Annotated in this window: 11 protein-coding genes; 8 read left to right on the forward strand and 3 right to left on the reverse strand. The window is 71.3% G+C overall.

Annotated elements, in window-relative coordinates:
• Window positions 1–9: 9 nt before the first annotated feature.
• Genes ACXJKG_RS02800 through ACXJKG_RS02825 form a run of 6 tightly spaced genes read left to right on the forward strand, consistent with a single transcriptional unit; the run spans window position 10 to window position 5,950 of the window.
• Window positions 10–1,017: a carbohydrate ABC transporter permease gene (locus tag ACXJKG_RS02800; protein WP_456844268.1), complete on the forward strand. Its 1,008-nt coding sequence runs from the start codon at window positions 10–12 to the stop codon at window positions 1,015–1,017.
• A gap of 1 nt (window position 1,018) precedes the next feature.
• Complete coding sequence (locus ACXJKG_RS02805) at window positions 1,019–1,903, forward strand: carbohydrate ABC transporter permease (protein WP_456844237.1); 885 nt, start codon at window positions 1,019–1,021, stop codon at window positions 1,901–1,903.
• A gap of 51 nt (window positions 1,904–1,954) precedes the next feature.
• The gene (locus ACXJKG_RS02810; RefSeq protein WP_456844238.1) at window positions 1,955–2,815 is read left to right on the forward strand and encodes a ketose-bisphosphate aldolase; all 861 of its coding nucleotides are present in this window, start codon (window positions 1,955–1,957) and stop codon (window positions 2,813–2,815) included.
• A 32-nt stretch (window positions 2,816–2,847) separates the two neighbouring features.
• Window positions 2,848–4,041: an ADP-dependent glucokinase/phosphofructokinase gene (locus tag ACXJKG_RS02815; protein ID WP_456844239.1), complete on the forward strand. Its 1,194-nt coding sequence runs from the start codon at window positions 2,848–2,850 to the stop codon at window positions 4,039–4,041.
• Window positions 4,038–4,988, forward strand: coding sequence for a DUF4432 family protein (locus ACXJKG_RS02820; protein WP_456844240.1), 951 nt, complete (start codon window positions 4,038–4,040; stop codon window positions 4,986–4,988). The genes ACXJKG_RS02815 and ACXJKG_RS02820 overlap by 4 nt, the downstream gene beginning before the upstream one ends.
• The gene (locus ACXJKG_RS02825; RefSeq protein WP_456844241.1) at window positions 4,985–5,950 is read left to right on the forward strand and encodes a class I mannose-6-phosphate isomerase; all 966 of its coding nucleotides are present in this window, start codon (window positions 4,985–4,987) and stop codon (window positions 5,948–5,950) included. The genes ACXJKG_RS02820 and ACXJKG_RS02825 overlap by 4 nt, the downstream gene beginning before the upstream one ends.
• On the opposite strand, the gene ACXJKG_RS02830 is transcribed toward ACXJKG_RS02825, so the two are convergent.
• Entirely contained in the window at window positions 5,947–6,795 is an 849-nt protein-coding gene (locus tag ACXJKG_RS02830; protein WP_456844242.1) for an alpha/beta fold hydrolase, read from the reverse strand. The two genes, ACXJKG_RS02825 and ACXJKG_RS02830, sit on opposite strands and share 4 nt — an antisense overlap.
• 216 nt (window positions 6,796–7,011) lie before the next feature.
• Here ACXJKG_RS02830 and ACXJKG_RS02835 point away from each other — a divergent pair, with 216 nt between their 5' ends.
• On the forward strand, window positions 7,012–9,390 hold the full coding sequence (locus tag ACXJKG_RS02835) for a protein kinase domain-containing protein (RefSeq protein ID WP_456844243.1): 2,379 nt from the start codon (window positions 7,012–7,014) through the stop codon (window positions 9,388–9,390).
• A gap of 97 nt (window positions 9,391–9,487) precedes the next feature.
• Here ACXJKG_RS02835 and ACXJKG_RS02840 read toward each other — a convergent pair whose 3' ends face one another.
• Window positions 9,488–9,661 carry a hypothetical protein gene (locus tag ACXJKG_RS02840; protein ID WP_456844244.1) on the reverse strand — a complete coding sequence of 58 codons (174 nt, stop codon included), beginning with the start codon at window positions 9,659–9,661 and terminating at the stop codon, window positions 9,488–9,490.
• An 81-nt stretch (window positions 9,662–9,742) separates the two neighbouring features.
• Window positions 9,743–10,942, reverse strand: coding sequence for a DNA polymerase IV (gene dinB, locus ACXJKG_RS02845; RefSeq protein WP_456844245.1), 1,200 nt, complete (start codon window positions 10,940–10,942; stop codon window positions 9,743–9,745).
• A 41-nt stretch (window positions 10,943–10,983) separates the two neighbouring features.
• Between dinB and ACXJKG_RS02850 the strand changes: the two genes are divergently transcribed.
• Window positions 10,984–11,358, forward strand: coding sequence for a VOC family protein (locus tag ACXJKG_RS02850; RefSeq protein ID WP_456844246.1), 375 nt, complete (start codon window positions 10,984–10,986; stop codon window positions 11,356–11,358).
• Window positions 11,359–11,444: the final 86 nt, after the last annotated feature.

Consider the following 11,444-nt stretch of genomic DNA (forward strand, 5'->3'; position numbering starts at 1 on the left):
GGGTGCCAGGTGGTCCCGGCGCGGCCCGACCCCGAGGAGAGAGCCGTTCCCATGTCCCAGACCACCAGTCCGACACAGGACGCACCGACCGTGCAGGCGACGCCGCCGGCACCGGCGGGAGCCTCCCGGTCACGGACGCTCAACCGGTTGCGGCGCACGCTGACGCCGTACGGATTCCTCACCCCCACGGGGGTGCTGCTGATCATCCTGATGATCACGCMGATCATCATGGTCGTCAGCTACTCGCTGCTCGACGGGGTGATCACCAACAAGAACCCCGCGTTCGTCGGCTTCGACAACTACCTGGCGGTCCTCACCGACCCCGTGTTCGTCACCGCGGTGCGGAACACCCTCGTCTTCACCATCAGCTCGGTGATCGCGCACTTCGTCATCGGGCTGGCCTTCGCACTGATGCTCAACTCGCCGTTGCTGGGCAACCGCACCAAGGGCCTCTTCCGGGTGCTCTACATCCTCCCGTGGCTGTTCACGGTGGCGATCGTCGCGGTCCTCTGGCGGCTGCTGCTCAGCCCGAACGGCGTCATCAACTACCTGCTCGGGACGGCCGGCCTCACGGACGGCCAGACGGAGTGGCTGGCCAACCCGTCGACCGCCCTCGCGGCGGTGACGTTCATCAACATCTGGTCGGGCTACCCGTTCTTCATGATCTCGCTGCTGGCGGGTCTGCAGGGGATCCCGAAGGACCTCTACGAGGCCGCACGCGTCGACGGCGCCGGTGTGGTCGCGCAGTTCCGCAACGTGACCCTCCCGATGCTCCGGCCGATCATCATCTCGATGGCGCTCCTGGACTTCATCTGGACCACGCAGCAGTTCGCGCTCATCTGGATGACCACCGGCGGCGGGCCCATCACCGCCACCGAGGTGCTGTCCACCTTCACCTACAAGCTCGCGTTCACCCAGTACGAGTTCTCCGTGGCCTCCGCGGCCGCCGTCCTCGTGCTGCTCATGTCGATGGTGCTCGCGTTCTTCTACGTCCGGCACCAGAAGGCGAGGGACTGAGATGACCACGCTGGCCACCCCTGTCGTCACGACGGACGGGCCCGTGCTGCGCACGCCGCCCAAGCAGACCGGCAAGAAGACCCTGCTCGTCGTCGCCCTGATCCTGGGCGCCTGCTTCTCGGCGCTGCCCGTGGTCTGGATGCTCTCGAGCTCGTTCAAGACGAACCCCGAGATCTTCGAGTTCCCGCCGCGGCTGATCACCCCCGGCTTCTCGTTCGACGCCTACACGACGATCCTCACGGACCCCGTGAAGCTGCGGTTCTTCTTCAACAGCTACGTCATCGCGCTGTCGGTCACCGCGCTCTCGCTCGTGGTCGCCCTGCACGCCGCGTACGCGTTCAGCCGATACGAGTTCTGGGGCAAGAAGACGATCAACGTGGTCGTCGTCTCGGTCCAGGCCGTGCCCCCGATCACGCTGCTCATCCCGTACTTCGGGCTGGTCGTGGCGCTCAAGCTCTACAACACCTACCAGGGCCTCATTCTCACCTACATGGTGTTCACGCTGCCTTACGCGATCATCATGCTCACCGGGTATTTCAATACCCTGCCCAAAGAGCTCGACGAGGCCGTCAAGGTGGACGGCGCCGGCCCGATGACCGCATTGTGGCGCATTCTCGTCCCCATCTCTGTCCCCGGCCTCGTGTCGGTCGGCGTGTACACGTTCATGATCTGCTGGAACGAGTTCCTGTTCGCGCTGACGCTGACCCGCACGGAAGACATGCGCACGGTGCCCATCGGCATCCAGCTGCTCATGGGACAGCATTCGTACGAATGGAACGAGATGATGGCGATGAGCATTCTCGGATGCATTCCCGTCCTCGTTCTCTTCCTCTTCTTCCAGCGCTACTTCATCGGGGGGATGACCGCCGGCGCTGTGAAGATCTAGACCCCCCTCCTCCGCAACACCCACACAGGAAAGTTGATACACACCATGTTGATGAATGGCCGAGACCTGCTCGCGGTGGCGAACGAGAACTACTTCGCCATCCCCGCCTTCAACATCAGCGACTACGCGATGGGCAAGGGGATCTTCGAGATCTCCGAGAAGCTGAACTCGCCGCTGATCGTGGCGATCCACCCCGACGAGGTGTCCCACATCGGCGGCGACGCCCTGGCGGCCCTCATCCAGCGCGCGCACCGCTCGTCCGTGCCCGTGGCCATCCACTGGGATCACGGCGGCMGCTACGAGCAGGTGCTCGAGGCCATCCAGCTCGGGTTCACGTCGGCGATGATCGACGCGTCGATGCAGCCGTTCGAGGACAACGTCGCGATCACCAAGAAGGTCGTCGACACCGCGCACGCCGTCGGCCTGTCGGTCGAGGGCGAGCTGGGCACCATCGGCAAGCTCGACGAGCAGGCCGAGGACGGCGTCCTCGTCTCCGACATCGCGTTCACCGACCCGGCCGAGGCCGTCGAGTACGTGCAGCGCACCGGCGTGGACAGCCTCGCGATCGCCATCGGCACGGCGCACGGCCTGTACCCCAAGCACGTGACCCCGCAGCTCAAGCTGGACCTGCTGCAGGAGATCAAGGCGCTCCTGCCCATCCCGCTGGTGCTGCACGGCGGCTCGGGCAACCCGGACGACGAGATCGGTCAGTCGGTCAAGCTCGGGGTCAACAAGATCAACATCTCGAGCGACATCAAGGTGGCGTACCACGACAAGATGCGTGAGGTCCTCGCGGACACCTCGCTGCGGGAGCCCAACAGCATCCAGCCGCCGTGCATCGCCGCGATGCAGGAGGTCGCCGCGCAGAAGATCCACCTGTTCGACGCGGCCGGCAAGGCCGACCTGTACTGACCGTCCGACACCTGCACGAGGAGCACCGATCGATGAGCACGAAGTTCGTGCTGGGCATGGGCGGAACGGTCGACTACGAGATCCGCTGGGACCCGGCGGTGCTCGGCCAGCTGGCCGCAGAGCACCGCGTCGGGGTCGGCGACCTGGACCTCGCGGCGCCGGTCGACTCGGTGCGGGACCTCGTGCGCAGCGTGCTGGCATTCGTCCGCGACGGTGTCGGGGGAGAGCGGTTCGTCGCCTCCTCCGACATCGTCGAGGCCGTCGCAGGACGCTTCGCCAAGCGGGTGACGCTGGGCGGGACGTGCGTGCGGGCGGCCATCGCGATGGATGTCCTGGGCGTCCCGAGCACGATGCACCTGGTCTCGATCGACGACCACGTGCGCCGCCTGCTCCCGGCGTCCGTCGACTACGTGTCGAGCGCGTCGCAGGACTCCCTCGACCCGCACCTGATCGTGCAGTACCCGGCGGGGACGCGCGTCCGGCTGGGCGACGGCACCGAGATCGTCGCGCCGCACCCCAACCGGATCATCTACGCCAACGACCCCCCGCACCGGGAGCTGCTCGTCGCCGCGGACCTGCCCGACGCGCTGCGGACGGCCGACGTCTTCCTGCTGTCGTCGTTCAACGTCATCCAGGACCCGGCGATCCTCGAGACCCGGCTCACGGAGGTGCGCTCGGCCATGCGAGCGCTGCCCGCGGACGCGCTCGTCGTGTTCGAGGACGCCGGCTACCACGTCCCGGCGCTCAGCCGGCGGGTGCGCGACGAGATGGTCTGGTCCGTCGACGTCTACAGCCTCAACGAGGACGAGATGCAGGCCTACCTCGGGCGGCCGGTCGACCTGCTGGACGCGTCCGCGGTCGCCAAGGCGGTCGGCGAGCTCCATACGCTCGTCCCCGCGCCGACCCTCGTCGTGCACACCAGGTACTGGGCGCTGGCGGTGGGCGCCCGGGCAGGTGCGCTGGAGCCCGCCCTCGTCGGCGGGATCACGATGGCGAGCACCCGGTACCGGCTGGGCGACGGCTTCACCGCCGACGACTACGCGGCGACCGGGGAGATGGCCCCGCACGAGGCGGGCGCACGTGTCGCCGACGAGGTCGCGCAGCTGCTGGGGTCCGACGCGCGCGTCGTCCCCGCGCTCGACCTCACCGCGGTGCCGGTGCCGACGACGATCGGGCTCGGCGACTCGTTCGTCGGCGGGTTCCTGGCCGCCCTGGTCCAGCGATGAGCAGCTGGACCGACCTCACCGACGACGGCCGCATCTCCCAGCCGTCGGCCCTCGCGAGCGTCGAGGCGCTCGGCGACCGCCTGGTGGTCCGGCTGGCCGGGGGGCTCGCGTTCGACGTGCTCCCGGACCGCGGGCTCGACCTCGGCGCGGTGTGGTGGGGCTCGACGCCCGTCGCGTGGCGGTCCCCGAACCCCGTCGACCCCGGACCGGGGCGGGGCTGGGAGGAGCGGTTCCTCGGGGGACTGCTGGCCACCTGCGGTCCGGACAACATCGGCGAGCCGCGCGGCACCTCCGGCCAGCACGGCACGCACCACCTCACGCCCGCGGTCGACGTGCACTGGTCGCGCGAGCGTGTGGGGGACGCCTGGCAGGTGTGCGTGACGGGCACGGTCGCGCACACCTCGCTGGGTGGTCCGCGGATCCTCGTCGAGCGGTCGATCGTCGCATCGACGGGGACGCCGGCCGTCGAGGTCAGCGACGTCGTGCGCAACGTCGGCGCCGTGTCGGCCGGCGTGCCGCTGCTCTACCACGTCAACCTCGGCGCGCCGCTGCTCAGGCCCGGCGCCCGGCTGGCGGTGGACGCCGACGAGCCCGCCGTCGTGCGCGAGCCGCTGCCGCCGGGGCGTGACCCGCTGGTCACGCCCGCCCCCGCGCTCGGGCTCGCCCCGGTCGTCGCCGAGCACCGCGGGGTGCGTGGCGCGCGGGCGGTCCTCGAGGGCGACGACGCGCACCCGTCCGTCGTCGTGACCTGGACCGGCTCGACCCTGCCGCGCCTGTGCACCTGGAGCTGGCCCGAGCGCGGCGCCTACGTGCTCGGCGTCGAGCCCACCAACGCCCCGCTGTTCGGGCCCGAGCGGGACCTGCCGCACGCCGGCGCGCCCGTGCTGGAGCCCGGCGAGACCTGGCACACGGGGGTCCGCATCGAGATCGTCGAAGGAGCCGCATGAGGCCGCTGTCCCTGCCCGCCAACCAGCCGGCCGACCGGTTCTACGCGGGCGGTCGCCAGATCGCCGACTTCCGCGGGACCGGACCCGCCGCGAGCCACGAGCCCGAGGACTGGGTGGCGTCGCCGACGGCCGTGTTCGGGCAGGCGCCCGTCGGCCTGACCGTGCTGCCCGACGGCCTGCCGCTGCGCGAGGCCATCGCGACCGACCCGGTCGCGTGGCTGGGCGAGGCGCACGTCGCGCGCTTCGGGTCCGACCCGAACCTGCTGGTCAAGCTGCTCGACGCSGGCCAGMGSCTGCCGGTGCACGCMCACCCCGRCGTSCCGTTCGCSGCCGAGCACCTGGGCCTCGSGCACGGCAAGACSGAGGCSTGGGTGGTCCTCGAGCCCGCGCGGGTGCACGTCGGGTTCACGCGGGACGTGGGCGCCGACGAGCTCGCCCGCTGGGTGGCGACGCAGGACACCGACGCGATGCTGGGCGCGATGCACGTGCTCGACCTCGAGGCCGGCGACGCCGTGCTCGTGCCGGCGGGGCTGCCGCACGCGATCGGCGAGGGAGCGTTCGTCGTCGAGCTGCAGGAGCCGACCGACCTGTCGATCCTGCTCGAGTGGTCGGGGTTCGAGATCGACGGCGCGGTCGATGGGCACCTCGGCCTCGGGTTCGACGTCGCGCTCGGCGCCGTCGACCGCAGGGGCTGGACGTCCGACGAGATCGGCGCCCTGCGCGGCGCCACCTCGGGCGACCTGCTGCCGGCCGCCGCAGAGTTCTTCCGCGCCGAGCGCTGGACGGGGCCGCGCGTGCTCGACCCCGGGCTCGCCGTCGTCGTGGTGACCGCGGGGAGCGGGACGCTCGGGGGCGTGCCCGTCCGTCGCGGCGAGACCGTCCTGCTGCCCGCCGCAGCCGGCCCGATCACCGTCGAGGGCGACGACCTCGACGTGATCGTCTGCCGGCCGCCACGCCCCTAGAGCACCTCGCGCAGCCGCGCCGCGAACGCCTCCGGCTCACCGGCGTGGCCGAACTCCGGCCCGGAGAACCCGCCGTGGTGGCTGGGGAATACCGCGAGCTCCTGGCCCAGCGTCTCCGCGACGGCCTCCGAGCTGCGCCAGGTGAGCAGCCCCGTGCTCTCGATGCCGGCGGCGATGACGACGCGCGTCGCCGTGCTCCGCAGCGCCGCGACGTCGGGCCGGTACGCGGTCACCGCGTTGGAGGCGCCCGAGAGCAGCGGGTCGTCGCGTGACCCGTCGTCCTGCGTCGGCATGCCGAACACGGCCGGGTCGGGCAGCTGCGCGGCGAACGCGTCGGTGAACTCGCCCGGCCAGCTGGTCAGCGCGATGAACGCCGCCATCCCGGCGCCCCAGCCGCGCTGCTGGTACGCGTCCTGGACGGCGCGCTCGGCGGCGGCCGCCTGGTCCGCGTCGGGCAGCACCGACAGGATCGGCGGCTCGTGCGCGACGAGCGTGCGGACGTCGTCGGGGTAGCGCGAGACCCACTCCAGGGCCGTGACCGCGCCGCCGCTGCTGGCGAACAGGTCCACCTGGCCCAGCACGCCGACCAGGGCGTGCAGGTCCTGCGCCTGCTGCTGCGGGCTGTTCTGAGCGCTCCCGTCGCTGCGCGTGCTCCGGCCGAGCCCGCGGGGGTCGTACGTGACGACGGTGCGGTCGGGGAGGAAGCCCGCCAGGGTGGCGAAGCCCTCGGCCGTCATCGGCTGGCCGATGAGCAGCAGCGGGAGGGTCCCGTCCTGGGTGGGCAGCGGGCCGCGGACGTCATAGACGATCGCGGCGCCGGGGACGTCGAGGGTGTGGGTGGTCATGGTCGTCACGGCGGTTCCCTCTCGAGGTCGAGGCCTCCGGGCTGCCCGGCGCCATCGTCGGAACTCATCGCACCATGCCGTGCCCCCGTAACGCACGCGGTGCCACGGTGTGCGGGGGCAGTCGTTGGTACTGGGGCGGGCGCGACGGCCGGTGCCATGATGACCAGACCGGCGCGACCGGTGTCGAGCCGATGTTCTGGTGCCAAGGGGGCGGCAATGGGCGAACTGCGCTACCTCGACCTGGACGTGCTTGTCGAGCGCACGGACGATGACCGTTATCGCGCACGGGTGCTGAGCTCCCCAGCCGGGTCAGTGGGGTGGGTGCCGTTCGACCTACCGGGAACTCCGGCCGACCGGGAGCGGTTCCTGGTCATGTTGGGCCGCAGGCGCAATCCTGCGCGGCGCATCGACACGCCCGAGACCGCTCTGCTCAAGGAGTTCGGTTCCGGTCTGTACGACGCCTTGTTCCACGGCGAGATGGGGCTGGCCCTCTTGCGCGGGCAGTCCGAGGCTGCCGCGCAGGGCGCGGGGCTCCGCGTCCGGCTGCGGCTCTCGGACGTCCCGGAGCTGTCCGACCTGCCCTGGGAGTACCTGTACGACCGGCAGCGCAACCGATTCCTGGCGCTGTCCGAGCGCACGCCGGTGGTGCGTTTCCTGCAGCTGCGCGATCCACCCCGGCCGCTACCGGTGCGCCCGCCTCTGCGGGTGCTGGTGATGATCGCGAGCCCGATCGACTACCGCCGGCTCGACGTCGAACGGGAGTGGAGCGCGATCCAGGAAGCGCTCGCGGAGCTGGTCCAGGCCGGGAGCGTCGTCCTCGAACGACTGCCTGTCGGCAGCCTCGGCGCGCTGCAGCAGCGGCTGCGGCGCGGCGACGTCCACGTCCTGCACTTCATCGGGCACGGGGGTTTCGACCTCGCGTCCGAAGAAGGCGTGCTCGTGATGGAGGACGACCAGCACCGTGCGCGACTGGTGCCGGCGCACCATCTCGCGATGGTGGTGCACGACCACGACCCGCTGCGTCTGGTGGTGCTCAACGCGTGCGAGGGAGCCCGTAGCGACGCGACGGACCCCTTCGCGGGGACCGCGCAGTCACTCATCCAGCAGGGCACGCCCGCGGTGGTGGCGATGCAGTTCGAGGTCACCGACCAGGCAGCGATCTTGATTGCCCGCGAGCTCTATGCGGCCGTCACGGACGGTTACCCGCTCGACGCGGCGCTGACCGCCGCGCGCAAGGCCCTCTTCGCCGAGGGGCACCTCCTCGAGTGGGGAACCCCGGTGCTGTACCTGAGCGCGCCGGACGGGCGCRTGTTCGACCTCGCGGCCTCGGGCCGACCGCCTGCTGGGGGGCCGGCCCCGGCAGCCGACCCTCGGGCCGATCCGGGGTACAGCGCCGCCGTCACGGCATTCTTCGAGAGTCGTTGGGCGGACGCCCTTCCGCTCTTCGAGCGTCTGCACGCCCGTTATCCCGACCACAGCCTCACGGCCGAGCGTCTCGCCGAGGCACGCAGGCAGATCGACGTGGGAGCCGAGCTCGGTGCGCAGTACGCCATCGCCCTGCGTGTGCTCGACGAGGGCGACCTGGCCGCGGCGGAGGCTCGGCTCGCGACGATCGAGCAGCAGCAACCGGGGTTCCTGGACGTGGCGGGCCTGCTCGCCGCGGTCCGGGCGCGCATCGGGCCCTTGACCGCGCCGGCGGTCGATGCCCGGGAGTCACGGGCGCCCGATCGACGTGGCGACTGGCGCGTCGTCTCCGTGGTCGACGGCGAGGTGCGGACGCTCGTCGACAGGTACGAGATCGGTGAGCTCATCGGGCGCGGCAGCATGGTTGTCGTCCATCTCGGACGAGACACGCGACTCGAACGACCGGTCGCGCTCAGGGTACTGAGACCCGATCTCGCGGGTGACGCGACCATGCGCAGGGGGTTCGTCCGCGAGGCGCACGTGTCGGCGTCGCTGCGCCACCCGGCGATCGTCGCGGTGTATGACGCGGACGAGGACGATGTCGTCTTCTCTGACGGATCCCAGCACCGGGTGCCGTTCGTCGTGACGGAGTACGTCGAGGGGCACACCCTTCGCGACATCCTGCGCGACGGTCAAGCACTCCCGATCGCCGAGGCCGTGGCGATCGCTGACTCCGTCTTGGCTGCCCTGCAGTATGCCCACGACCTCGGCGTCGTCCATCGGGACATCAAGCCGTCCAACGTGATGCTGACTCCGGCCGGCGCGGTCAAGGTGAAGAACTTCGGACTTGCCGGCGCGTTCGACGACTCGCCGAACGCGATCATCGGCACCGCGCAGTACCTGTCCCCGGAGCTGGCGCGCGGCGAGCCCCTCGATGCGCGGTCGGACGTGTACTCGACGGGCTGCGTGCTGTTCGAGATGTTGACGGGCCGTGCCCCGTTCGTCGGTGACTCCCCGGTCCAGGTGGCTTACGACCACGTCCGCGCACCGGTGCCGACGCCGAGCGCGATCGCGTCGGACGTGCCAGACACGCTCGATCGGATCACGGTGAAGGCACTCGCGAAGGATCCCGCGGACCGGTTCGCGGACGCGGCGGAGTTCCGTGCGGCTCTGGCTCAGAGCCTGCGCTGAGGGCGTGGCACCCCGGACACAGCACCGCCCCCGAGGCTCGTCGTCCTCGGGGGCGGTCCCGTGTCGGCATCCTGTCGGGTGCCTGGTCCTCGCGCTGTCACGAGAGCCGGGCGGTGACGGGCAGTCGGGTGGGCAGTGCCCACCGGCTGCGGCGGCGCGGCGTCGGCACGATCGGCTCGGCCGGGCGGCGGTGCCGGGCGAGCGCGCGCGTGAGCTCCTCGCCTCGGTCTCGGTGCAGGACCAGCGCGGCGTGCGGGTTGTCGAACGACATGGCTGGGTCCTCCTCTCTGGGCGTGACGGACGGATCTCGTCCGTTCCGGGAGAGAGGGGCGCGGCGCTGGCCTGCAGATACCTACGCGTCGGGCTCGACGTCCGGCAGGAGGGGCACCGCGATCCCCTCGCCCCGCCGCAGCAGGCTCGCGCGCATGACGGCCTGCGTCCCGAACCGGACCGCGACGGCGTCCATCGCGGCGTCGATCCCGCCGCGGTCCGGCCCGTCGAGGAGCAGCGTGGGCTGCACGAACGCGCTGGACTCCAGGCTGCCCAGCGCCACCCCGACCAGGGTCAGCCCGCGCTCGCGGATCAGCGGTCCGGCGGCGTCGAGCAGCGCGACCGCGGCGGCGGCGATCTCCTGGCCGGACCCGGTCGCGAACGTGAACGACCGGGACCGGGTCGCCTTGGTGTAGTCCTCGAACCGCAGCCGGAGCACGACCGTCCGGGCGAGCCGGTCGGCCTTGCGCAGTCGGCGRCACACGCGGTCGACCAGCCCGAGCAGGGCCGCGCGGACGAACTCGGATCCGTGCGGACCGTGCCCGAGGGCTCGCTGCGCGCCGATCGACCCGCGGGACCTGCCGACCACCACGCGCGCGGGTGTCTGGCCGTGCACCACGGCGTACAGGTGCCGACCGGCCGCGGGGCCGAGGGTGCCGACGAGGACCGACTGGGGGAGCATCGCCACGTCCCCGGCCGTGAGCAGGCCGTACGAGTGCAGCTTGGTCGCCGTGACGTCCCCGACACCCCAGAGCTGCTCCAGGGGCAGGGGGTGCAGGAACGCGTCCTCGCCGTCGGGGGAGACCAGCAGCAGGCCGTCCGGCTTGGCCACGCGCGACGCCACCTTCGCGAGGAACGGCGTGCGGGCCACGCCGACCGTGATGGGCAGGCCGACCTCCGCGCGCACCCGGGCCCGGAGCCGCGCGCCGATCTGCAGCGGGGGCACGTCGATGCGGTGCAGGCCGGCGACGTCCAGGAACGCCTCGTCGATCGACACGCCCTGCACCATCGGCGTGGTCTGGTGGAACAGCTCGAAGACGGCCTTGCTGGCCTCGACGTAGGCGTCGAACCGCGGCCGGACAACGATCAGGTCCGGGCAGAGCGCGCGGGCCTGCCGGCCGCCCATCGCCGTCTTCACGCCCCTGCGCTTCGCTTCGTACGAGCAGGCGAGGATCACGCCGCCGCCGACGGCGATCGGGCGGTTGCGGAGGCGGGGGTCGTCGCGCTGCTCGACGGACGCGTAGAAGGCGTCGAGGTCGGCATGCAGGATGGTGGAGCGCACGAACACATGTTCGAACCTAGGTCTGACACTAGGGTCGAGCAATGCACCGGATCATGCTCCGCGAGGTCATCATCGACGTGCCCTCGCGGGACTTCGACGCGGTCACCAGCTTCTGGTCGGGGGCGCTCGCTGCGACGCCGCACCCGATCCCGGACGAGCCGTTCGTCGGCCTGCGGGGCGCCGCCGCCCTGCCGCACGTCGCGACCCAGGACATCGGCGACGACCCGGTTCCGCGCTTCCACCTGGACATCGAGACCGACGACCTCGACGCGGAGATCGCCCGACTCGAGGAGCTCGGGGCGACCGTGCGGACCCGGCACGACGACTACGCGGTGATGGCGGACCCGGTCGGGCTGCTGTTCTGCCTGCTTCCGCCGGTGTCGGAGGAGTTCGCGTCGCGGTCCCGGCTCGTCTGACGGCGTTCACCCGAAAGGCGTAGCGGCGCGCGTCGAAGCGGAGCATGATCGCTCGAAGGCACCCCAAGCATGACCGATCGGACCCA

The organism is Cellulomonas sp. P5_C6 (assembly GCF_054049635.1).